The organism is Akkermansia sp. RCC_12PD, from assembly GCF_036417355.1.
In the GTDB taxonomy this organism is placed as follows: Bacteria; Verrucomicrobiota; Verrucomicrobiia; order Verrucomicrobiales; family Akkermansiaceae; genus Akkermansia.
The window spans coordinates 2,765,320-2,787,399 of record NZ_CP143889.1; the positions used below are offsets into that span (position 1 = coordinate 2,765,320).

The 22,080-nt window shown below is 58.8% G+C and carries 18 protein-coding genes and 1 other RNA gene; 11 read left to right on the plus strand and 8 right to left on the minus strand.

All coding sequences use genetic code 11. The annotated features are described in order from the left end of the window. Positions 1-25 precede the first annotated feature (25 nt). Together murA and rnpB are read right to left on the minus strand one after the other, a co-directional pair. Positions 26-1,303 carry a UDP-N-acetylglucosamine 1-carboxyvinyltransferase gene (murA, locus tag V3C20_RS11690; RefSeq protein ID WP_130082767.1) on the minus strand — a complete coding sequence of 426 codons (1,278 nt, stop codon included), beginning with the start codon at positions 1,301-1,303 and terminating at the stop codon, positions 26-28. A gap of 140 nt (positions 1,304-1,443) precedes the next feature. After that, an RNA gene (gene rnpB, locus V3C20_RS11695) (RNase P RNA component class A) lies at positions 1,444-1,856 on the minus strand. Positions 1,857-2,514: 658 nt separating this feature from the next. Here rnpB and aroA point away from each other — a divergent pair. From aroA to V3C20_RS11715, 4 genes are all read left to right on the plus strand, one after another. Next, positions 2,515-3,825 (plus strand): 3-phosphoshikimate 1-carboxyvinyltransferase, encoded by a 1,311-nt coding sequence (gene aroA / locus V3C20_RS11700; RefSeq protein WP_130082766.1) that lies wholly within the window; start codon positions 2,515-2,517, stop codon positions 3,823-3,825. A gap of 280 nt (positions 3,826-4,105) precedes the next feature. Next, a complete protein-coding gene (locus V3C20_RS11705) occupies positions 4,106-5,389 on the plus strand; it encodes a hypothetical protein (RefSeq protein ID WP_130082765.1) in 1,284 nt (427 codons plus the stop codon). A 101-nt stretch (positions 5,390-5,490) separates the two neighbouring features. Continuing rightward, the gene (locus tag V3C20_RS11710) at positions 5,491-6,651 is read left to right on the plus strand and encodes an iron-containing alcohol dehydrogenase (RefSeq protein WP_130082764.1); all 1,161 of its coding nucleotides are present in this window, start codon (positions 5,491-5,493) and stop codon (positions 6,649-6,651) included. Positions 6,652-6,769: 118 nt separating this feature from the next. Then, the gene (locus tag V3C20_RS11715; RefSeq protein WP_130082763.1) at positions 6,770-7,723 is read left to right on the plus strand and encodes a PfkB family carbohydrate kinase; all 954 of its coding nucleotides are present in this window, start codon (positions 6,770-6,772) and stop codon (positions 7,721-7,723) included. A gap of 84 nt (positions 7,724-7,807) precedes the next feature. Here the strand turns inward: V3C20_RS11715 and V3C20_RS11720 are convergent, their stop codons facing one another. Continuing rightward, positions 7,808-9,124, minus strand: coding sequence for a bifunctional UDP-3-O-[3-hydroxymyristoyl] N-acetylglucosamine deacetylase/3-hydroxyacyl-ACP dehydratase (locus V3C20_RS11720; RefSeq protein WP_130082762.1), 1,317 nt, complete (start codon positions 9,122-9,124; stop codon positions 7,808-7,810). Positions 9,125-9,268: 144 nt separating this feature from the next. On the opposite strand from V3C20_RS11720, the gene V3C20_RS11725 reads away from it, so the two are divergent. Together V3C20_RS11725 and V3C20_RS11730 are read left to right on the plus strand one after the other, a co-directional pair. Further along, on the plus strand, positions 9,269-10,180 hold the full coding sequence (locus tag V3C20_RS11725; RefSeq protein ID WP_130082761.1) for a nucleotidyltransferase family protein: 912 nt from the start codon (positions 9,269-9,271) through the stop codon (positions 10,178-10,180). 8 nt (positions 10,181-10,188) lie between these two features. Beyond that, a complete protein-coding gene (locus V3C20_RS11730; RefSeq protein WP_130082760.1) occupies positions 10,189-10,941 on the plus strand; it encodes a phosphodiester glycosidase family protein in 753 nt (250 codons plus the stop codon). Here V3C20_RS11730 and lnt read toward each other — a convergent pair. Next, on the minus strand, positions 10,908-12,803 hold the full coding sequence (lnt, locus tag V3C20_RS11735; protein WP_161981662.1) for an apolipoprotein N-acyltransferase: 1,896 nt from the start codon (positions 12,801-12,803) through the stop codon (positions 10,908-10,910). The genes V3C20_RS11730 and lnt overlap by 34 nt on opposite strands. A gap of 150 nt (positions 12,804-12,953) precedes the next feature. Here lnt and V3C20_RS11740 point away from each other — a divergent pair, with 150 nt between their 5' ends. From V3C20_RS11740 to V3C20_RS11760, 5 genes are all read left to right on the plus strand, one after another. Further along, complete coding sequence (locus V3C20_RS11740; protein ID WP_067570353.1) at positions 12,954-13,187, plus strand: ferredoxin; 234 nt, start codon at positions 12,954-12,956, stop codon at positions 13,185-13,187. 93 nt (positions 13,188-13,280) lie between these two features. Beyond that, a complete protein-coding gene (locus V3C20_RS11745; protein WP_130064165.1) occupies positions 13,281-13,724 on the plus strand; it encodes a DciA family protein in 444 nt (147 codons plus the stop codon). A 344-nt stretch (positions 13,725-14,068) separates the two neighbouring features. Next, positions 14,069-14,821: a PEP-CTERM sorting domain-containing protein gene (locus V3C20_RS11750; protein ID WP_130082758.1), complete on the plus strand. Its 753-nt coding sequence runs from the start codon at positions 14,069-14,071 to the stop codon at positions 14,819-14,821. Between the two features lie 136 nt (positions 14,822-14,957). Beyond that, positions 14,958-16,886, plus strand: a complete 1,929-nt coding sequence (locus V3C20_RS11755) for a family 20 glycosylhydrolase (protein WP_161981267.1) — start codon at positions 14,958-14,960, stop codon at positions 16,884-16,886. A 20-nt stretch (positions 16,887-16,906) separates the two neighbouring features. Then, positions 16,907-18,952 (plus strand): sulfatase-like hydrolase/transferase, encoded by a 2,046-nt coding sequence (locus V3C20_RS11760; protein ID WP_161981266.1) that lies wholly within the window; start codon positions 16,907-16,909, stop codon positions 18,950-18,952. Positions 18,953-18,995: 43 nt separating this feature from the next. Here the strand turns inward: V3C20_RS11760 and V3C20_RS11765 are convergent, their stop codons facing one another. The 4 genes from V3C20_RS11765 to V3C20_RS11780 form a co-directional block, all read right to left on the minus strand. Next, entirely contained in the window at positions 18,996-19,952 is a 957-nt protein-coding gene (locus V3C20_RS11765; protein WP_130082755.1) for an acyltransferase family protein, read from the minus strand. Positions 19,953-20,129: 177 nt separating this feature from the next. Further along, positions 20,130-20,576 (minus strand): GNAT family N-acetyltransferase, encoded by a 447-nt coding sequence (locus V3C20_RS11770; RefSeq protein WP_202975633.1) that lies wholly within the window; start codon positions 20,574-20,576, stop codon positions 20,130-20,132. A gap of 293 nt (positions 20,577-20,869) precedes the next feature. After that, on the minus strand, positions 20,870-21,301 hold the full coding sequence (locus tag V3C20_RS11775; RefSeq protein WP_130082753.1) for a hypothetical protein: 432 nt from the start codon (positions 21,299-21,301) through the stop codon (positions 20,870-20,872). Positions 21,302-21,416: 115 nt separating this feature from the next. Next, on the minus strand, positions 21,417-21,938 hold the full coding sequence (locus V3C20_RS11780; protein WP_130082752.1) for a phosphoribosyltransferase family protein: 522 nt from the start codon (positions 21,936-21,938) through the stop codon (positions 21,417-21,419). Positions 21,939-22,080 lie beyond the last annotated feature (142 nt).

A 22,080-nucleotide genomic window follows, 5' to 3' on the forward strand; every position in this document is an offset into this window, starting at 1 on the left:
TGCGAAATGCGGACAAATCGGCCCTTTAATCACCGTCATCAGGCAGTCTTTCCACGGCGGCGCCGATGGCCAGCAGCTTTTCGTCAATCATCTCATAGCCGCGGTCAATGTGGTACAGGCGGTGGATCTCCGTGGTGCCCTCCGCCTTCAGTGCCGCCAGTACCAGCGCGGCGGATGCCCGGAGGTCGGACGCCATCACGGGCGCTCCGCTCAGGGAATCCACGCCGGAAATAACTGCCGTGCCGTTGTCCACCTTGATGTTGGCGCCCATGCGCTTCAATTCGGAACAGTGCATGAAGCGCTGTGGGAAAATGGTGTCCTTCACGACGGAAATTCCGGGTGTCGTGGCGAACAGGGCCGTCATCTGGGCCTGCATGTCCGTGGGGTAGCCGGGATAGGGCGCCGTTTTGATTTCCCCGCTTTTCGGCATCTTTCCGGCAATGATGGTGACGGTGTCCCCGCGTTCGTTGAACTCCACATGGTGGCCGCATCTGCGGAGCAGGTCGGTAATGACGGACATGTGTTCCTCGCACACGCGCCTCAGCGTCACGCCATCCCCCATCATGGCGGCCGCCACCATGAAAGTTCCGGCCTCGATCCGGTCCGGAATGACGGTATGATTGCAGCCCCGGAGCTTTTCCACCCCTTCAATGACGATCCGGCGTGTTCCGGCCCCCTGGATATTGGCGCCCATCTTGATCAGGAAATTGGCCAGGTCAACCACTTCCGGTTCCGCCGCGGCGGATTCAATGACGGTGGTGCCTTTCGCCAGCACGGCGGCCATCATCAGGTTGTCCGTTCCCAGGACGGTGGGGCCGTGGTCTCCGTTCAAATCCACGGTGGCTCCTTTCAGGCCGCGGGGCGCTTCAATAATCAGGTTTCCGCGTTCTATCTGGACGGTCGCACCCAGGGCCTGAATGGCCCGGATGTGAAGGTCTACGGGACGATCGCCGATCACGCAGCCGCCCGGCAAAGGAATCACGCACCGCTGCATGCGGGCCATCAGCGGCCCCAGAAGACAGATGGAAGCGCGCATTTTGCGCACCTGCTCATAGGCGGCTTCCGAATGCAGGTTCTTGGCCTCCACGCGCACGTTGCCGCTGGACCGCTCCACAGAGGCACCCAGCTGGCCCATGATCTGCACCATGAAATTGGTATCGGAAACATCCGGCACGCGGCGCACTACCACGGGTTCATCCGTCAGCAGGGATGCGGCCAGAATGGGCAGGGAAGCGTTTTTGGAACCGCTGATATTGACGGCTCCCCTGAGCGTAAATCCTCCGTGTACAACAAGCTTCTCCATAGTGGTGGCAATTAGGTGACGGATTCTACACATTTGCGAAGTCCTTGCAATCCCAAACAGGCCGCGGAACCGGACAAATTCCCCGGATGTTTTTGTTCCGGGAAAAACCGCGCCGGAATGGACAAAGAAAAAGACATCAGGGCCGATCAGGTCCTGTAAGCCAGATTTTGTCCGCCGGCGGATGCCGGCTGTGTGGCCATTTTTCTCACGCGGAATGCTGGCATTCCGCGCGCCCATTCGTTTTACGGAACAGATGCGACTAATACCCGGGGATCCGGCGGGCAGGCTACCCTTCCCCTGTTTGTCTTGCATCGCGCGGGGTTTACCATGCCTCCTTGGTCGCCCTCGGAGCGGTGAGCTCTTACCTCCCCTTTTCACCCTTGCCTGAACGGGGGAAACCCCGTCCCGGCGGTTTGTTTTCTGTGGCACTTTCCGTCCGGGAACCCTTGGGAGGTTCCCGTCTCCCGCTTTCACGGGACACGCTGCCTTGTGATGTCCGGACTTTCCTCTATCCCGGTCCGAAAACCGGAACAGCGACCACCCGGACCTGATCGGCACGGACTACATACGCTTTCGGGAAAGTCCGGTAAAGCCCAAAGAAAAAAACGGAGCATTTTTTTGACGCCGGCCTTTCCGGACCTGGCACTTTCCTCCGCTCCATCCCCGTTTTCCAAAAAATCCATCCGGAGGAAGCCTTCGTAAGATCGTTTCCTCCTTTCATCGTAAAGGCCGGAATTCCCGTATTCCCGCATATCCGGAGAGTGTGCGGACTTCTCCTCCGTCCCTCCTGAAAAACTTGGAGGCGAAGCGTTCTTCATCGGCGCCTTTCAGACTCCTCTTCCTTCCCCACTTGCGGCGGAATGTGAGACAAAGGAAAAAGCGGCCACAGGATATTTCCCGTGACCGCTCCAACTTACTACCTATGAAAACCAGCTTCGTCCGTTGCTCCTGAAAAGCTCTCTCCTTCCTCTCAGGCGGACTTTGCCGATAACCCCGGCAATATACTTCCCTGCCGCAGAAAATCAATCCTCATTCTGGTCCGTAACGCCTTTCCGTCCGGAGAACCGCAGTACAGTCGGCTTTACTGCATGGTTTCTGCCGAAGGGACGGCTTTTCTTCCCCTCCGCCCATTCCGCTCCGGGCTCCCGGCCCTTCTAATTGGCTTGATTCGATGCCCGATACAGGGTAGTTCTTCCGGGACAGAAAAGCTCATGAACCTTCACTCCCGTTCCATTTCTTCCCTGCAAGGGGTACTGACCGTACCCGGAGACAAGAGCATCTCCCACCGCGCCGCCATTCTGGGCGGCCTGGCGGACGGAGTGACGGAAGTAGACAACTTCCTGTGCAGTGAGGACTGCCTGAACACCCTGCGCGCCATGGAACAACTGGGAGCGCGGGTGGAGGTGCTGGAGAGCCGGGAAGGCTGCGGCCCCGTGCGCTTCCGCATCACGGGCGTGGCCATGCGGCCCCATTCTCCCTCCCGTCCCATTGATTGCGGGAATTCCGGCACGGGCATGAGACTGCTGGCCGGCATGCTGGCTGCCTGCCCATTTGATTCCGAGATGTTCGGGGACGCCTCCCTGAGTTCCCGCCCCATGGGCCGCATCATGAGCCCTCTGGAACAGATGGGAGCAAAAATTGAGGCCCGCGGAAGCAAACCCGGGTGCGCCCCGTTGTTCATCCATGCGGGACACGTCCGCCCCATCTCCTACACTCTTCCCATGGCGAGCGCCCAAGTGAAAAGCGCCATCCTGCTGGCCGGCATGTTTGCCGAGGGCATCACCACCGTCATCCAGCCTGCCGTCACGCGCGACCACACGGAACGCCTGTTCCGCCATTTCGGAGTTCCCTGCTCCGTGGACGGCCTGGTTGTCAGCACGGAAGGCCCCGCCCTTCCCCGCGCCCATGATCTGACGGTTCCGGCAGACATCTCTTCCGCCGCCTTCTGGATGGTTGCCGCCGCCACCCGCCCCGGCTCCCGTCTGACGCTGCGCCAGGTAGGGCTCAACGAGAGCCGCTGCGCCGTCATCAGCGCCCTGCGGCGCATGGGCGCGCAAATGGACATTGTGAAAACCTCTCCGGAAGATGCCGGGGAACCCTACGGAGACATCACCATCTACGGCGCCGACTCCCTCCATGGCACCGCTCTTTTGCCGGAGGAAATCCCCAACCTGATCGATGAAATCCCCATTCTCGCCGTAGCGGGAGCCTTGTCGGACGGCGACCTTGTCGTCCGCAACGCCCGTGAACTGCGGGTGAAGGAGACGGACCGGATCGCCACCACGGCGGCCAACCTCCGGGCCATGGGCGCGACTGTTGAAGAATTTGACGACGGAATGATCGTCCGCGGCGGCGCGGACCTGAAAGGTGCGGAACTGCCCAGCTACGGAGACCACCGGATCGCCATGAGCTTCCTGGTGGCGGGATTCAGCGCCTGCGGGGAAACCGTCCTGACGGATGCCGGATGCATTAATACGTCCTACCCCGGATTTGATCGGGATTTAAGCCAATTCCTCCAATAACCGGCGGAAAACGTTTATGGGGGCTTCACTTAACCATTTGCCGCCTCTGACCATCCATTTCACCATGGGAGGATAGCCGGATTAAGAAACTCCGGCCTTCCTTCCTCCTTTCCCATTCCGCTCTCCAACGCCCTTTCCCTGGAAAGTGAGCTTGTAAATCTGTTGTTAAAAACTTTCCTTATTCCTTCATGAAAAGGAGGATATTTCCCTCCTTCACCAGGTTTCAAGTCGAGTTCTCTCTTGCCAGATCACTTTTCATCCGCCATAATAAAAAAAGCATATGAACACTTTTGTCTCTCTTTGTCTCATTGGCGGCCTCGGCATCGGGTCCCTCTGCTCTGCCCAGCAGGTCATGGATAACGATGCCAAGAAGAAGGTTATCAAGGATTTGGATAACCTTTTGGCGCTGAACAGATCCGCAGAAACCAAAGTGATCAATGCGGCTATCAGCAGGCTTTCCGCCGCAGGCCGGGACCCCAATGCCGCCTACGATTTGCTGATCCAGTCCAAGAAGCTTCTGATGGAAGCGGAAAAGGAAAAGGACCGCCAGCAGGGCAAAAGCGCCAAAAACGCATCTAATGCCCTGAAAGACTGGATGGACCGTGAAGCCAAGAAATACCAGGACAAAAACTCCCGCAAGGGGTTGATGCTTCAATACCAGTGGGGCGTTCTCGTACTCAAGGCCCGCCTGAAGGAGAACATGATGAAAGCCACTTCCACAGGCAGTGTGGAAGAAGAAATTCTGGACGTTACGGAATTCCAGAAGCCGGCCATGGATCTGTTGAATGCCTACATTTCCGCCTGTTCAGATCCCGACTTCGTGGACCCTTCCTCTTCATCCAAGAATAACAATGGCGGAGGTGCGGGCCGGGCCGGCGCGCGCATTGCGGAGCAATCCGTGCTGGGCACGGAAGTGGGCGAAGCTCTCGGCATCGCCAGCATGTCGTCCCGGGCATTTCCGGACTCCATGAAAAACCGGGATGAAATTTTTGAAAAACTCTTCTTCGTCGGCTACCGGAAGACGCGGAATCTGGCTGCATTAAGGGCGGCGTGGAGTAAACGGATCGCTATGGAAACGCTTCTCGGCAAGGTGAGCCATGCCATTTCCTCCGGTAAAAAGTCCGGGATGCAGGGCCGCATCGCCTCCGCCTCGGAAGAAGAATTCGACGAACGGGATTTATCCCTGCTTGACCGCCTGCGCTGGCGCTGCGAGCTGGACTGCTTTGAACTCGGGGACCAGGCGAACGCCACCCGGAACATGATGGCGCTGATCAAGAACACGGTGGACCCCGTCCGCCGGGAACAGGGCATCAGGACTCTCCGGGACAAGCTCATCCAGAGTATGCGGAAAATGATTCCAGGCGCAGACGGTGAAATGGCCGCATCGGACCCTTCTTCCGCCGCGCCGCGCTCTGCCGCACCCCGTCCTCCCGCCAGGCGGACTCCTTCCACTACGATAACGACGAGTCGGGAAATGGACGATCCGGGTGCCATCGGCACGGACGTTCCCAGACCGCCCAAACCGGACCCCGCCAAGAGCGACGATTTTTTTGAAGACGTCTGAACCGTCTTCATTCTGGAAATGCTGTCCTGCGGAGGCGTCGGCGTACACGGAATGCGCAGAGCATTCTTGACGTTCGGCGTCTCCGTTTTACTATGAGAGCCATGTATCAGCCATTTCAATTTTTCATGCCCGCCCAGATCTTCTTTGGCGCGGGATGTCTGGACCAGCTTGGCACGGCTCCCCTCCCCGGCTCCAAGGCTCTGATCGTCATCGGCGGAACGTCCGTCAGGCGTCTCGGCTATTTGGACCGCGTACAATCCCTGCTGAAGCAGCAGGGCGTGGAAAGCGTCGTCTTCGACAAAGTGCAGCCCAATCCGGTGGTGGAACATGTAATGGAGGCCGCCGCCCTGGCGAAGGAAACGGGGTGCGACTTCGTAGTCGGCCTTGGCGGCGGCAGCAGCATGGACTCCGCCAAAAGCATTGCCGTGATGGCCTCCAATCCGGGAACGTATTGGGACTACATTCAGGGGGGCTCCGGCCTGGGACTTGAAATACCCAACCAGCCCTTGCCCATTGTCTGCATCACCACTACGGCGGGCACGGGAACGGAAGCGGACCCCTGGACGGTCATCACCAAGGAGGACACGCAGGAGAAAATCGGCTTCGGCTACCGGGGAACCTTCCCCACCATGTCCATTGTGGACCCGGAACTCATGCTCTCCGTTCCTCCCAAATTGACCGCCTACCAGGGGTTTGACGCCCTGTTCCACGCCGTGGAAGGATACATGGCAAAGGTGGCCTCCCCCATGAGCGACATGTTCGCCCTCCAGGCCATCGAATACATTGCCAAATACCTTCCCCGCGCCGTGGACAACGGGCAGGACTTGGAAGCGCGTGCCTATGTCGCGCTGGCCAATACCTATTCCGGCTTTGTGGAAACCATCTCCTGCTGCACCTCTGAACATTCCATCGAGCACGCCCTGAGCGCCTACCATCCTTCCCTGCCCCACGGAGCGGGCCTGATCATGATCTCCTGGGCCTACCATGAAGCCTACGCCCCCAGCTGTCCGGAACGGTACGCCAGAGTGGCCGCGGCCATGGGCATGGAACCCTCCGTGGACGGTTTCCTGAACGGCCTCAACAAGCTCAAGGAAGCCTGCGGCGTGGACAAGCTGAAAATGTCCGACTTCGGCATCACTCCGGATTTGTTTGAGGAATACGCCGGAACAGCCTTTTCCACCATGGGGGGCCTGTTTGAGCTGGACCGCTGCAAATTCACCACGGCGGACGTCGTGAGCATCCTGGAAAAGTCCTATTCATAAGCACGGAATTTTCGCCGCCGTTCCTTGTGATTGACTTGCTTCAGGATAATATGCAAGTATCCGGGCCGTCCGCTTCCCTGGCGGGCGGCTTTTTATTTTTTCACTCCTTTTTTTCTCCATGTCCCTTCCCCTCCTCATTACCGGAACCATCGGCATTGACACCATCATTACTCCCCGCGGCCGGGCGGAAGGGGTGTTGGGCGGCTCCGTCTCCTTCGCCGCCGTAGCCGCCCTGCTGTTTGCAGACCGGGTGGATGCCGTCAGCATCATTGGAGAGGATTTCCCCGTTCATTATGAAGAGGCCCTGGCCGCCAAGGGGCTGTGCATGGACGGAGTAGAGCGCAAAAAGGGTCCTTCCTTTGCCTGGACAGGGGAGTATTTCGACAATATGAACAAGCGCAGGACGGTCTGCGCCAACGATTCCGTGATGCTTGACTGGCAAGTAAACGTACAGGAAGCCCTGCGCAGCCATCCCGTGCTGGTTTGCTGCTGCATGGTTCCCGCCCAGCAGCTCAAGTGCATGGAACAGTGCCCGGACGCCTCCCTGGTGCTTTCCGACTCCATGGACAAGTGGCTGCGGCGCCAGCCGGAACTGCTGGACGCCGTCATCTCCCGCTCCCATATCACCATGATGAACGAGGACGAGGCCAAGGAATACGCCGGCGCCTCCACCATTCTGGAAGCCGGGGAATTCCTGCTTTCCAGGGGTGCCACCTACGCCGTCGTGAAGCAGGGCGAATACGGAGCCACCCTCATCGGCCGCGAAAAGGACGGCCGGACCAGGATTTTCCGCTGCCCGGCCTATCCTCTGAAAACGCTTGTGGACCCCACCGGGGCCGGAGACACGTTCCTGGGCGCTCTGGCCGGCTATCTGTCCACCCTGCCGGAGGGACTGCCTTCCTTCGAGGATATGAAGCGCGGCATTGTGTACGGCACGGTGGCCGCCTCCTTCACGTGCGAATCCTTTTCCGCAGACGCCCTGCTTTCCATGACTCCGGAAACGTTCCGCGGACGCCTGGCGGAATACACGGAAATGTGCAGTATCCCTGCCGCGTGCAATTCTTGGATTTAAGCGTTTCCGTCCATGAAAAAAACCGGCGCGGACAGGCACGCCGGGGTTTTGAAAGGGGAATCAACCTGCAAGGTGGAGGACAGGCTACATATCCTGAAGGCCGAATTTGAGCTCGGCTTCCGAAACCACCTGCCCGTTGACCAGGCAGCGCCCGGTAGCCTGCCCGATATTGCCGCGCATCTTGACAAGTTCCGCTTCAATGATCAGGGAATCTCCGGGGACGACGGGATGGCGGAACTTCACCTTGTCCGCACTCATGAAGTAGCCGATCTTGCTGGCGTTTCCAGGCTGGCGCAGCATGAGGATGGAGGCCACCTGCGCCATGGCTTCCACCTGGAGCACGCCCGGCATGACCGGATGGCCCGGGAAGTGGCCCTGGAAGAAGAGCTCGTTCATGGTGAGGTTTTTCAGGCCGCGGCACTTGGTTTCCCCCTCAAAGCCCACAATGCGGTCCACCATCAGGAAAGGATAGCGGTGGGGCAGCAGGCTCATCACTTCATTGATGTCCAGCACGGCGTCCCCGTACGGCACGTTGACGGGGTTGGGCATAAGCTGAAGATTGCGCTTGTGCTCCTTCTTGAGTTTGGCGGTGAGTTCCGTATTCGGGCCGTGCCCCGGCTTGATGGCGATCACGTGGCCCAGGATGGGCTTGCCGCACAGGGACAGGTCCCCGATGAGGTCCATGGCCTTGTGCCGGGCGAATTCGTTGATGAAGCGCATGGGCTCCTTGCTCATGAGCTCCTCCCCGCGGATGACCACGGCGTTTTCCAGGCTGCCGCCCTTGATCAGCCCTTTTTCCAGCAGCGGCTTGATGTCCTCGTAAAACGTGAAGGTGCGTGCGGGGGCCAGTTCCTTTTCATAAGTCTCCGGTGTGATAACGGCGTCAAAATACTGCGTAATGCGGTTTTCCGGCCCCACGCAGGTGACGGAAACGCGGAACTGCTTGGAAGGCAGAATGGTCAGGATGGAGCCGCCCCGGGTTTCAATGGTCACGGCCTCTCGCACTTCCAGATAGCGGCGCGGGGCGTCCAGTTCCACAATGCCGGCGCTTTTGATCAATTCCACGTAGGGAGCGGAAGAGCCGTCGCCGATGGGGGGTTCGTTGGCATCCATCTCAATGACGGCATTATCAATGCCCATGCCCGTCAGGGCGGAAAGGATATGTTCCACGGTGTGCACCTTTACGGAACCTTCCGCCAGGCTGGTGGCCCGTTCGACGGTCTGCACTTTTTCCACGTCCGCATTGATGAAGGGCTGGTCAGGCAAATCCACGCGGCGGAACTTGATGCCGAAGTCGGCGGCGGCCGGCTTCAGGGTCAGGGTGACGGGTTGTCCCGTATGCAGAGAAGTTCCGGCCAGGGAGGCCGGAGAGCCGACAGTTCTTTGGTTTCCACATGCCATGCGGAAATGCTAGTGAATGAGACCCTGTTTGAAAAGCACGAAATCACCGATTTTCCTGTAAATTCAAGCTTTCCAGCGTGTCATCGGAAAAAGGGCGGAAAAAGGGCGCTTGAAAAAGCCCCTCTCTCCCATTAGTCATGACTCATGCACATCACGGACGGTTCCGGCACTTGCGGCATATCCCGCGCATTCATCCTCGGCGCCGGGCTGGGCACTCGCCTGCGGCCCCTGACCGGCATGCTGCCCAAGCCGCTGATTCCCTTCTTTCATGAACCGCTCGTCCTGCACGCGATGCGCCGCTGCCACGAATGCGGCATCCGTGAATTCATCATCAACACCCACCATCTGGCGGACGCGTGGGACAGGGTTTTTCCGGAACGCTCCTGGAACGGCTGTCCCGTGCATTTCAGTCATGAGGCCGTGCTGCTGGATTCCGGCGGCGGCGTCAAGAAAATAGAACCCTGGGCCGCTGCGGACGAACCGCTTCTGGTGATGAACGGGGACACCGCCGCCACCTTCGACCTGCGCCGCGTGATAGCCGCCCACATGGAACGCCGCCCTGCCGTTACCCTGGCGCTCCGGACGGACGGAGACAAGCGGAACGTGGGGTTTGACGCCTCTTCCGGCCTGGTGACGGATATGAGGCACGCGCTGGGGCGGGATCTGGGAACCTGCCAGTTCACCGGAGCGTACTGCATGGAGCCGGAAGTGTTCGGACGCATCCCCGCGGACGAGGCCGTTTCCATCATTCCCGTTTTCCTGGACTACATCCGGGAAGGCCGCCTGCACGGCATTCTGGCGGACGATGGCCTGTGGATGGACATGGGAACGCCGGAATCCTACCTTCAGGCCCATTTGGACTTTTCCTCCCCCCTTCCGCGCATTCATCCGGAAGCGGTAATCTCCCACGGGTCTTCCGTGGACTCCGCCTGCGTGATCGGCCCCGGTGCCATTGTGGAGGAAGACTGCCGGCTGAATGGCTGCATCGTCTGGCCCGGGGCGCTGGTGCCTGCGGGAACCCGCGCGGAACGCCGCATTTTTTATCTTTCCCACTGATTGATCCGATGAAGAATATTCTCCGCCTTCTTGCCCTGCTCCTGTGCGTTTCCGGCCTTGTTCACGCGGAACACCGCGTTTTTACGAAAAAGGACGGCTTCCTCTCCATGAGGGACAAACTGAACGTGTATTTTTTCCGGTCAGATACGCACCGCCTGCTGGTGCGCGACGAAGGCAGCGTGCAAACTCCCCGCTACGGCTCCCTGGACAAGGCCATGCGCAGGAGCCCGTGCGTGGCCGGGGTGAACGGGGGCTTCTTCGGCGCGGATGCGGCGGGGACTCCCCTGGGGCTGGTCGTCCAGGACGGCAAACGCCTTTTCCCGCTGGCCTCCGGCTCCTTTGCCGTGTCCGGGGTCGTTTACTCCGGGGGCAAAAACGGCCTGGAGCTGGTGCGCAGCTCCGTCCTTAAACGGATGAAAAGCCTCCCCACCATGCAGGTCGCCATCCAGGGCGGCCCCTTTCTGGTGGAAAACGGAACGGCCGTCAAAGGCCTGAACGCGGAAAAATCTACCTACCGCACTTTCATTGCTACGGACGGCGGCAAACGGTGGTGCATCGGCGTTTCTTCCTCACTGACGTTGAAGGAACTGGCGGAATGGCTGGCCGCTCCGGGAGCGCTGGGCGGCTTCAAGGTGAAGACGGCCCTGAATCTGGACGGAGGTTCCTCCTCCGCCTTCTGGTGCCATGAATCCGGCATCTCCTACCCTTCCTTCAAGCAGGTCAGGAATTATCTGGGGGTGGCTCCCCTGTCCGGACGATAAACGCCGTTGCGCACGCTCTCCTTTCCCGCTCCGCGGCCGCCCGCCAGAATTCTGCGTATCAGCAGGACCAGGAAAAGCAGGAAACAGGCCGGAATGGCCCAATCCCCCAGCATGGCGTACAGCGTCACCTCCGTACAGCCGGCAGGAAGTTTGGCGGTCATCACGCCCTTGGTGAAGGGGGAGCCGGAAGTATCCCGCAAATCCGCGATCACGGCTCCGTTGGGGCCCAGGGCCACGCTGACGCCCGTATTGGCCGCCCGGATCATGGAGCGGCGCAACTCAATGCACCGGAAAGCCGCGTTGCGCCAATGCTGTTCGTTCGCCCAGGAACGGTTGAACCATCCGTCATTGGTCACGTTCACCAGTACCTGGGGTTCCGGCCGCACGAAGCGGCGCACCCAGCTTCCCACCACGTCTTCAAAGCAGACCAGCGGAATCACCCCTACCGTCACGGAACTGCCGGGACGGATAGGCACCGGCACGGGATTGGAGGAGGTGCCCGGCGTATAATTCATCCCCATGGCCGTTCCAGCCGAGGCTTCAAAGGCTTTTTCCAGGAACGGAAACGTCTCCCGCATGGGAATGTATTCTCCGAAGGGAACCAGAATGGACTTGGCGAAGGGGATGGCTGTGGAATAATCCCCTTCAAAGACGGTCAGGCAGTTGTAGGCGCGCGCCACGCGGCCTTCGTCGGAAAGATAAATATCGTCCGTGCCCGTCAGCAGGATAAAATTGCAAACCCTGTCGCGGATAGCCTGGACGTACTCTTCCTCCGCGCTCAGGAAATTGACGTTGTCCTGCCCCGGAAACCTTTCCCCCGTGGAATCCCGGTAAAACGTGGAGATGGGGAAGGAACTCTCCGGCCAGATCACCCAGGCGGGCATCTCCAGGGAGGTCTCCGTCCCTTCCCGGGCGGACCGTTCCAGCGCTTTTTCCTGGAGTTCCAGCATCCCCTGCTCCGTCGTTTCCAGCAATTCCCGGTAAATGTTTTCCCTGTTGGCCGCATCCCACTTTTCCTTCTGGCTCAGGTTTAACTGGACAGTCATGACGGGAATGGTGAAAGCCCCCTTTCCGGTGGAAACGTCGGAAAGGGGCGCGTAGCGCGCCGTCCACTGCACGCCGATGACGAACATGCCCAGCAGAACCGCCACAAGCATGAAGAAATCCCACGGCACGGACCTTCTGCCTTCATGCATCACCATGGTTCCCGCACGGCGGCAGACGCGCCACAGCCAGATGGAAAACACGGCGGGAATGAAAGCGAGGGCCGTCACGCCGAAGTATTCCGCCCATTGGGCCAGAGGATTCCCGTACAGGGCCACCCCCAGGTTGTTCCAGTTGAAGCCCGGGATCATCCAGCCCCTCAGCCATTCCAGGCATACCCACAGGGAGGCCCCCGCCAGCGCCGCCGCGGCGCTGGGCGCCATGTCGCGCATGGCCCACTCCTTCCAGGCGCGCCTGCGTTCCGCGGGCGGAAGCTGCGCGTCAGGCAGCGGGAGCCGTTCCGGACGGAACCGGGTTCCCATCACCAGGCCCCAGATGCCGGGAAACAGGCCCCCGTAAAAAAGAATCAGCGGGATGTAGCCGAGCGTGCTCACCTCATTGATCCACCACAGGGAAATGCCGAAAAACACGACTCCGCATGTCCATCCGTACAGAAAATACGCCAAACCGCCGCGCTTCCCTTCGCGCCGGGGGCCGTACCACAGGGCCGTCAGCAGGGGCAGAAGCGCTATCCAGACGCAGCCGCTCCAGTCCACCGGAATAAAGGAACAGGCCATAAGCGCCCCGGAAAGGGCGGACAGCAGGAAGGCGGCCCACAGGGGGAGGGCGCGAGGGGTGGATCGTGGAACGGCATGCATCGTGGAATAGGGGAAAAAACAAAGTCTTTTCAGCGGAAAAGGCGCTCCGGCATTCTTCCTCATGCTGACTCATTCCTGCAACAAAAAAGATTGCAAAATTCAGTCAAATGCGGAAATAGTTAGCCCAGTTCATACAACCCATCCATACATATGGCAGATATAGACGAAAAGACACCATTAAACGTCCCCGGCAAGTTTTACGTGGACAGTTCCTGCATCGACTGCGACCTTTGCCGCGAAACCGCTCCGGAAAACTTTGGCCGCGACGAAGACGAGGGCGTATCCTACGTCAAGAAGCAGCCGGACAATGAAACCGAACTGGAAGCCTGCGTGGAAGCCCTGGAAGGCTGCCCTGTGGAAGCCATCGGCGACGACGGCGAATAATTCATTTTCTTGCCACCTTACAGCGCCCGGGCTTGTGAACAGACACGCTCCGGGCGTTTTTCTTTAAAAGGCCCCCTTTTTTCCTTCCCTCCCATGATTCCGCCCTGGTCAGCCTATGTTCCCGACAGGGACCGGCCCGATCCCCATGCCTCCCCCATCCGGTACGACTACCTTTCCCGGGATGAGCAGGAGGTGCGTCAGGCCCTTGCGGACTGGTTCCAGGCCGTTCCGGTGTTCAGTGAAACGCGCAATGTCCATACGGCGGAATCCCTGCTGGGGGCCATCCTCTCCAAACTGCCCCTGGATGAAGAAGGCATGGACCCGGAACTTCTCCGGAAAGGCTGGATGGCCGCGGCAGGGCCGTTTCTGGGAAAGCAGGCCTGCCTGGTATCCCTCGTCAAGGGCGTGGCGACAGTCCAGGTCATTCAGCCTGCCATGCGCTACCATCTCCAGCAGTGGCAGGGAGCCCTTCTGGGAAAACTGAAGGAGCAATTCGGAAAAGACGCCGTCCATTCCATCCGCATACGGATAGGATAATTTTTTCGACGAACGGTTTTTCTTTTATTAATCTATTGATTTCATTGCGTTAACGGAGATTGAATTGTATTTCAGGATTTATAATCCGCTGTCAAATGGATTTTTCTCTTTCCTGATTTATGGTCAGGATCTTTTCTCCATTTCCCATGGCTTCCCGAAATATGAAAGCCACAGAAAAAATAATGTTGGATATTTTCGCTATTATATTTCTATAAGTCAATTAAGTTAATTTATCTTGTTGGCATTTCTATAGCGGATTATAAATTCTATAACGTTTTCGTGAACAAAGCGAAATTCGCGCCGGGTGGCGCGGGCTTTTGCTTTCTAATAGCAGTGATATACAGATGAAAACGATTCTCTTTCCGGCATTATTCACAGCGACAGTACTATCAGCACATGGAGCGGAAATCTGGAGTTCCCTGGACGGAATCATTCCGGAGCTGAAGATGGCGGAGACCTCCATCTCCCGCATTGATTATTCCTCCGGAGGTGCTCTGATTGCGAATGGAGGGCCCTCCGCAGACGCCGTGCAGTCCGTCCTTGGCTCCCTGGATGCGGGATGGTATTCCGGCAATAAGAATAGAGATACCGGTACGCTTGCCTCCGTGACGGCGGATGGCGCTACCAATCTGATTTCCGCCAGCGGCGCAGGTGGCGGATTTACAGCCGTCAAATTTCATGAATTGTCCTCCAACACCATATCCGGATATGAAGCGCTGAGGATTTCCTTTGATACGGGCGGCCTTTTCGAAACCAGCAGGACGGGCCAGCCTCAAAATTTCAGTCTGTGGTACAGTCTGGGAGGAGAGGGGGATTCTCTTTTCCAGGTTGGGTCTACGATTTCCGGCTCGGCGGGAGACGTCAGCAACAAATCCTATAGCTGGACAATTTCCAAAGACGATTACAGCAATTTGTTTGACCAGGGAGCCACTTTTTATCTGGTGATGAATACCGGCGTTCTCGACAGCAGCTACGCTTACCAGGAGCTTGCCGTAAAAAATTTCCGCATGGAGGGCCTCACGGTTCCGGAACCTTCCTCGGCCGCTATCGCATTGCTCGGAGGGCTGGGAAGCCTGTGCCTGAGGAGAAAGAGGTGATAATGCTGCAGGAACCGGAACATCCCTAAATCCGGAATTTTGCTTCATTTTAAGTTTGATGAAAGACAGTTCCTCGTTTAAGTGTAGTAATATTATGCGATTAGCTCCTTCCCTCCTTTTGCTGGCATCAGGCTTAATGCTCTGTTTCCCTTCTTCCTACGGTGACTGGACTTCCCCGCACCCCCTGCAGCAGGAAAAAGCCGCGCCTGTGCCCCTCATTCCCTTCCCGTCCCAGGTGGACTGGAAAACGGGGAAATGCCCTAAAAAGGCTCCCGTTTCCGTGAAAAAGAACGCAGCCCTGGCCAAGACTCTGGGCAAGGAAGGCTACGAGCTCCAGGTCCGCCCCGGCGGCATTCTGATCAGGGCCGCCACGGACGCAGGCGTTTTTTATGCCCGCAGGACGCTGGACCAGCTGGGAGCCGGAGGGGACTATCCGTGCTGCGACATCAAGGACAGCCCGGCGTTCGCCATCCGCGCCTTCATGCATGACGTAGGTCGCAATTTCCGTCCCATTGAGACCCTGAAGGCGGATATTGACGAAATGGCCCGACTGAAAATGAATGCCTTCCACTGGCACCTGACGGACTACCCCGCATGGCGCATCCAGTGCAAGAAGTACCCCGTTTTGAATGATCCCTCCAAGAGGATCAAGGGTCGGGACGTCAACGACACCTACACCTACGACCAGATACGGGACCTGTTTCGCTACGCCAAAAAACGGCACATCCTGATTATTCCGGAAATTGACATGCCGGGGCACAGCACCTATTTCAAAAACTGCTTCGGCTTCCCGATGCACGATCCCCGGGGCATCAAGATTCTGGAGGAACTGCTGGAAGAATTCTGCCGGGAAATTCCGGCGGAGATGTCCCCCTACCTACACATCGGCGCGGATGAAATCCATATCCCCAACGGGAAGCAGTTTGCGGACCGGATGGCGGCCAAGGTCAAATCCTTGGGACGCCAACCCATCCAGTGGGCGGGCAACAATGACCTGCCCGTTTCCGGAGACAGCTACGCCCAGTTGTGGAATGATGAGAATTCCGTAGGATTGCCGGACCCCGCCAAGCAGAAGAATCCCTATTTTGATTCCACGGCAGGCTACATCAATTCTTTTGACCCCGGCATCCTGGTGCGCAGGAATTTCTTCCGCCAGCCCTGCGGAACGGCAAAGAGCGACGACCACTCTCTGGGCGTCATCCAGTGCCTGTGGCCGGATACCCGGGTGGAGGACAAGAAGAACATCCCCATCCAGAACCCCCAGTGGCCCGCCATGTTCGCCATGGCTGAACGCAGCTGGAAGGGCATTCCGGAGGACGGCTCCCGCTTTGCCGGCAAACTGCCGGAGAAAGATACGGAGGCTTACCAGGCCTTCGCCCTGTTTGAAAAACGCATGGAAGCCCTGGCCGGAAACAAGCCCTTCCCCTACTGGCGGGATTCCTTTGTGGAATGGACCGTGTTCGGCCCCGTTCCGAAGGACAGGCAGGAGGAAGTGAGGAACGGGCTGCTGGCGGGGAAATCCCCCGCGGGACTGGAGCCGGTCCAGGCGCGCGGCGGCAATCTGTACTTCCGCACCCGTGCGGGAGCGGAAGGCCTGTTCTCCAAAGTAAAGCCGGGAAACACCGCCTGGGCGGAGACGACTTTTTACGCGCCCAGGGCGGGCACCATGTACGCCATGGTGGGGTTCGACGCTCCGGCCCGCTCCACGCGGCGCTGCTCCGGGGTTCCGGCTGCCGGGGAGTGGTCCCAGTGCGGTACCAGGATATGGGTGAACGGCAAGGAAGTAAAAAACCCCCAGACTTACAAGCTGGCAGGCCAGCGGCGTTATGAAAAGCACACCTGGAATTCTCCCGCCAATGAAATATCCTTTGACAATGAGGAGTTCTGGTGGGCGCGTCCTCCGGTTCCCTTTCAGGTAAAGGCCGGGGAAAATAAAATCCTGATTGAACAGCCGTACACGGGAAGCTTCCAGTCATGGGGCGTCAGCTTCATTCCGGTGAAAAAGTCGGGAGACCGCTGGATTGCCGACCCAAGCTATTATATCAAGCCCAAGGGAGAAAAATAGAATTCCGTCTTTCCACTGCAATGAGAGTTAAACATTTACTCCTTCTGCTGGCCCTCCTGCTGGCGGTTCCTTTCGCCACGGCTGCCCAGCGTCCCAACGTCATCCTCATCCTGATGGATGACATGGGCTGGGGGGACCTGCCCTCCTACCAGGACCGGCGCATGAAGGAAGGGCTTCCCGCCATGGACAACCCGGGCCTCCGGACGCTGGCCCGGGAAGGAATGACGCTGACGCGCCACTACTCCTCCGCCCCGCTCTGCGCCCCGGCCCGCGCCTCCCTGTTCACGGGCGTCCACCAGGGCCATGCCAAGGTAATCCGGGACAGGTCCTTTGACCTGCCCATTGAAGATGCCCCCACCCTCGGCACCGTCATGCAGTCCGCCGGGTACAGGACGGCCCTCATCGGCAAATGGGGGATAGGCGGAGGAACGGAACACGCGGGCACCCCGCAGGAATCCACGGCCTACCCCACCAGGCGCGGTTTTGACTACTACTTCGGCTACCTGGACCACGTCAGCGGCCACCACCATTATCCCAAGGAAGACCCCAATCCCATTTCCCCCACTAAAAAAAGCGGCATCTGGGACGGGGACAAGTGCATTACGGCGGATTGCGACAAGGCGTACTCCGTGGACCTGCTGACGGCCCGCGCCAAAAAATGGATTATAGACACAAGCCGGCAGAATCCCCGCCAGCCCTTTTTCCTGGCGCTGACCCACGTTGCCCCCCACTCCCAGCTTCAAGTACCTACCGGACCCTATCCGGAAGGCCGCGGCGTGAAGGGCGGCGTGCAATGGCTGGGCCAGCCCCACAAGCTGGTGAATACCGCGGAGGGCAGGATCAACTCCTACATCTATCCGCGGTATGCGGACAAGAAATGGCCCATGGCGCAGAAGAAGTACGCCACCATGATCGCGCGGCTGAGCGATTCCTTTGAAGACCTCATCCAGACCCTGAAGGACCTGAACATTGACAAGAACACCGTCATCATCATGACGTCGGACAACGGCCCGCATGACGAAGGCGGCCAGAATCCGCAGTTCTTCCGCAATTACGGACCTTTTGACGGCATCAAGCAGGACGCCTGGGAAGGCGGCTTCCGCGTGCCGACCATCGTCCGCTGGCCCGGCCATGTTCCGGCCGGGTCCACAAGCGACCATCCTTCCCAGTTCCACGACTGGATGGCGACGCTGGCGGAAATCGGCGGCGTCAGGGCCCCCTTCCGCAGCGACGGCGTTTCCCTGCTCCCTACCCTGCTAAACAAGGGGACACAGCCGGACAGCCGCCTCTACATGGAATACAGCGCCAAGATGTCCCGGAACAAGACGACGACGCCCGGCTACCAGGATTTTCTCCCGTCCAGGAGGAACGCCGTCCGGGGCGACCAGCAGATGGTCTACCTCGGCAAATACAAGGGGGTGCGTACCAACATCCAGTCCCATGCGGATCCGTTTGAAATTTACGATACCGCGAAGGACCCTGCGGAACGCCATGACCTGAAGGACACGCCGGAAGGGAAAAAGATGCAGTCCATCATGCACGACAAGGTGCTGAGAATGAGGCGTATTTACGATTATACCCACCCGGCGCGCGGCACCTTTGCCCAGCGGCCCTATGATGCGGAACCCGTTCCAGCCCTCCGGAAAGAGGAAATGCCCGGCAACCTGGTTCCCCTGACGGCGCAGTCCTCGCGGGGAGTCAGCCGGAAGGACGGCAGCGTGAAAAGAGTGCTCTATCTGAACGTTCCGGAAACGGGGAAATATGTCTTTTTCATGAAAACCCCGGTGAAAAAGGGGGCCAGGGCATTCGTCAGGCTGCATGATGCGCATCTACTGGATGCGGAATACGGTTACAAGCCCGGCGCGGAAGTCTCCTCCTCCATGGGGGAACATACGACGGAAAACGATCCCGCAAGCACGGGAATGAAGCCCGTGCCTCTGGAAAAAGGCTGGCATCCCTTCATCATTGAGACGGAAGGCTTCTCCGGCCTTCCCCTTTTCTTCTGGCAAAAGGAAGGCGGAGAAAAACGGGAAATCCCCGTCCAGTCCTTCCGCGTGGCGGGATAAACCGGAAAATACGGGCCGGGAGGTGGGCATTCGCTCCCCCGGCTCATTTTCCGCCCGTCATCAGCACAAGCGCGCGCGGAGCATGCCTCCCGACCAGCAGGTAAACACCCCGCGCCAGCATGTAAACGACGGGCACCAGACACCACCATGCCCAGGAGGGCCATGGGGCCGGAAAGCACGTTTCCACCCCCATCAGGGCAATCAGCACGAAAATATGGGAGCAGTACACGAAGAAACTGCCGGAAGACCACCCGGCCAGGAGTCTTGACAGGCCGGGACTGACGACCTTCAGTACAATCCCGGAACTCAGGAAGGCCAGGACGGCCAGTCCGGAAAAGGAGCCATCCGGAAGAAGGAACGTATCCGTGCAGCTGGCCCAGATAAGAGCCGCGCAGGACAGCAGAATGGCGGCATGCACGGCCAGGGGAATCCTCTCCCAGCAGTTCAGACAGCCGGGAGCGGCGGAAGCCAGCATGATGCCGAGCACAAAATCCCCGAACATGTAGGGACTGGGCCACGCCAGGGAATCATCCCACCTGTTCAGGAACAGGCAGAACAGGCCGAGCGTGTAAAGCGCCGGGCGGCACTTGACCAGCAGGAACGCCGCCAGGGTGAAAATCATCAAATCCCGCAGGAACCACATGGGCGTCAGCATGGGGCACGCGCCCAGACCGAACACGGAAGCCAGGGAGGCGGAAGAAACGGGCATGCCCGCCAGCAGCCAGTAGGCCGCGCACCAGAACAAATAGGGCCGCAGCAGGGACATCAGGCGCCTCGCCGTCCAGGTTCCGGCCTCCTGCCCCCGGAGGCGCGCTGCGGAAAAATACCCGGCCAGCAGGAAAAACGTGACCAGTGCCGGACCGATCAGCCATTGGTTGGGGGGAAACCCTCCCCCCGGAACGTGCTGCATGATGACGCTCAATGTAGCCAGCAGGCGCGCAATCTCCACCCAGGGCAAACGGACCGGGGGAGCGGCGCTGGGAGTGGGGGATGGCGTCATGGCGGGACTATTCTGACGGAATCACGCCGCAAAAGCACTATTTTTCCTCAGGACCGTGATGAAAAGGCTGCCCGCAGGTCCGTCATGAACGTTGACGCATTTTCCCTCAGTCCCGCCTGAAACGTGGAACCATTCTTCTCCCGGCACCACGGTGCGGGCTTTCCGGGGAAACAGGCTTTACAAGGTTTTCTGCATATAAACCACGCCGAAGGAGCGGTTTAATTTGTAACCGATGTTCTTGAGTTCTCCGCAAAAGGCAAATCCGTTACTGGCATGGAACTTCAGGCTTCCCCGGTTTTCGGACGAAATTTCAGCAATGATGTTTTCAATGCCCATTTGCCTGGCGTCCGCTTCCAATTGGTCGAGGCACTGTTTCCCTATGCCCTTCCCCACATGGTCGCGGGCAATGAAAGAGGTGATTTTGGCCGTTTTCCGGAAACTTGCCACAGGGGCATAGGCGCTCAGCCAGCAAAACCCGACGACATTCCCCGCCGACGCGTCCACCACCGCGTAAGCGGGATATCCGACCGTCTTTTCCAGCAGCATGGAAAAAGATGCTTCCGGCAAGGGCGCATCCGCAAAGGCCGCCGTACCATGTTCAATATAATCATTGAAGATTTCCATGACGGGCCTGGCATTCTCCCTTCCAAGTTTCTCGTATCTTACCTGCATGCTGAAAAATCTTTCCTGTGGAAATATGAGATTAAACAGGCGCAACCATCCGGAACAGTGCGTCCTTTGTCATTCGGTCCCGGTGAAGCAAACGGGAAGCAACACCTGCCGTCTCCAGGCTTCCCGTCCAGCCTCCATTAAAACGGCCACGGCCATGGGAATCCGGGCGTCCGTCCGTCTTCCCCAAAAAATGGCTGGTTCCTTTCGGAATCAGCCATGGGAAAGGGATCCGGCAAGGGTCTTGTTCATGAATAAAATCCGTTGTCCGGCTCCCGTTCCGGCTTTTTCCGCCTGAAGCGCGGATGGCGGCAGCGGTGAATCTGCGTATCCGTATCGGCTTCTGAAAAATGGCGCGGGTTAGCCTCTTCCCGGGCCTCCCTGCGCAGGATTTCCAGAAAATCCTTCAGCGGCAGTTCCATGTCCGCATCGTGGCAGGCCAGCATGGCGGACAGGCGCACCTGCCCGTTGTCATAGTCCACGTACATGGCGAACAGCGTGGTCTGGTACAGATGCCACGGTTCTTTTTCCGCACCGTTTTCCAGATGCGTGTTGATGGCTTCCAGAAGCCACGTGAGCGATTGTTCCAGCTCCAGGTTGTCCAGAACGTCCCGTATGAGGGACGTTTCCTGGCCGAAGTCAGTCACGCTTTCCAGTTGTCTTACCCTGTCGATCTTCATGTCTTGAATCTCCTTTCCGGTGTTTCCTTGTTTGGCGGGGCGGCGGACGGCTCTACCGCTCCGAGGGATTTAGACACTTTTTTTCAATAGTTTGTTCAATCTGGAAAAAACTTATTCAGTCCGCGGCAGCCTTGCCGATGTAGGGGAGGTCGCGGTACCGGTTGTCCAAGTCCATGCCGAACCCTACCAGAAAGTCGTCGCCCCAGGTAAAGGCCGCGTAATCCGCTTCAAAGGGAACCTTCCGGCAGCAGTGCTTGTCCACGGCCACAGCCGTCAATACGCGCTGCACGCCCCTCTTTTTCAATTCTCCACAAACGCCCGCCAGCGTCCTGCCCGTGTCCAGCACGTCATCCACCACCAGCACGGGGACGCCGGGACGGAACGCGCCGCAATCTCCGCGCCACGCCACGGAACCGGAACTTTCCATGCCGGAATAGCTGGATACCTTGACGGACCTCACTTCCGGGCGGGATTTCAAATGCTCCGCCAGCATGGACGCAAAGGGCACGGCTCCCTCCAGAAGCCGGAGCAGGACATAGGGGCGGTCCCCCATGTCGGCGTCAATGGAGGCGGCCAGTTCCCGCACGCGTGCGGCAATGGCCTTTTCCCCAATCAGCGGAGTAATGGTGTAAGTCATGAAACGGAAACAGGATAGCCTGCTCCGTGCGGGAAATCAATCCCGGAAGGGGAATGACCGGAACCACAGGACTGCCGGGGGATTCCTCCATGATTTCCCTGCGCCCGGAGGCAGGCCTTCCGTCCGCTCCATCCGGCTTCTA

What these genes read in the sequence shown, in the direction of transcription:
- murA (WP_130082767.1), bottom strand. Translation starts at nt 1,303, where the DNA reads ATGGAGAAGCTTGTTGTACACGGAGGATTTACGCTCAGGGGAGCCGTC.
- aroA (WP_130082766.1), top strand. Translation starts at nt 2,515, where the DNA reads ATGAACCTTCACTCCCGTTCCATTTCTTCCCTGCAAGGGGTACTGACC.
- V3C20_RS11705 (WP_130082765.1), top strand. Translation starts at nt 4,106, where the DNA reads ATGAACACTTTTGTCTCTCTTTGTCTCATTGGCGGCCTCGGCATCGGG.
- V3C20_RS11710 (WP_130082764.1), top strand. Translation starts at nt 5,491, where the DNA reads ATGTATCAGCCATTTCAATTTTTCATGCCCGCCCAGATCTTCTTTGGC.
- V3C20_RS11715 (WP_130082763.1), top strand. Translation starts at nt 6,770, where the DNA reads ATGTCCCTTCCCCTCCTCATTACCGGAACCATCGGCATTGACACCATC.
- V3C20_RS11720 (WP_130082762.1), bottom strand. Translation starts at nt 9,124, where the DNA reads ATGGCATGTGGAAACCAAAGAACTGTCGGCTCTCCGGCCTCCCTGGCC.
- V3C20_RS11725 (WP_130082761.1), top strand. Translation starts at nt 9,269, where the DNA reads ATGCACATCACGGACGGTTCCGGCACTTGCGGCATATCCCGCGCATTC.
- V3C20_RS11730 (WP_130082760.1), top strand. Translation starts at nt 10,189, where the DNA reads ATGAAGAATATTCTCCGCCTTCTTGCCCTGCTCCTGTGCGTTTCCGGC.
- lnt (WP_161981662.1), bottom strand. Translation starts at nt 12,803, where the DNA reads ATGCATGCCGTTCCACGATCCACCCCTCGCGCCCTCCCCCTGTGGGCC.
- V3C20_RS11740 (WP_067570353.1), top strand. Translation starts at nt 12,954, where the DNA reads ATGGCAGATATAGACGAAAAGACACCATTAAACGTCCCCGGCAAGTTT.
- V3C20_RS11745 (WP_130064165.1), top strand. Translation starts at nt 13,281, where the DNA reads ATGATTCCGCCCTGGTCAGCCTATGTTCCCGACAGGGACCGGCCCGAT.
- V3C20_RS11750 (WP_130082758.1), top strand. Translation starts at nt 14,069, where the DNA reads ATGAAAACGATTCTCTTTCCGGCATTATTCACAGCGACAGTACTATCA.
- V3C20_RS11755 (WP_161981267.1), top strand. Translation starts at nt 14,958, where the DNA reads ATGCTCTGTTTCCCTTCTTCCTACGGTGACTGGACTTCCCCGCACCCC.
- V3C20_RS11760 (WP_161981266.1), top strand. Translation starts at nt 16,907, where the DNA reads ATGAGAGTTAAACATTTACTCCTTCTGCTGGCCCTCCTGCTGGCGGTT.
- V3C20_RS11765 (WP_130082755.1), bottom strand. Translation starts at nt 19,952, where the DNA reads ATGACGCCATCCCCCACTCCCAGCGCCGCTCCCCCGGTCCGTTTGCCC.
- V3C20_RS11770 (WP_202975633.1), bottom strand. Translation starts at nt 20,576, where the DNA reads ATGGAAATCTTCAATGATTATATTGAACATGGTACGGCGGCCTTTGCG.
- V3C20_RS11775 (WP_130082753.1), bottom strand. Translation starts at nt 21,301, where the DNA reads ATGAAGATCGACAGGGTAAGACAACTGGAAAGCGTGACTGACTTCGGC.
- V3C20_RS11780 (WP_130082752.1), bottom strand. Translation starts at nt 21,938, where the DNA reads ATGACTTACACCATTACTCCGCTGATTGGGGAAAAGGCCATTGCCGCA.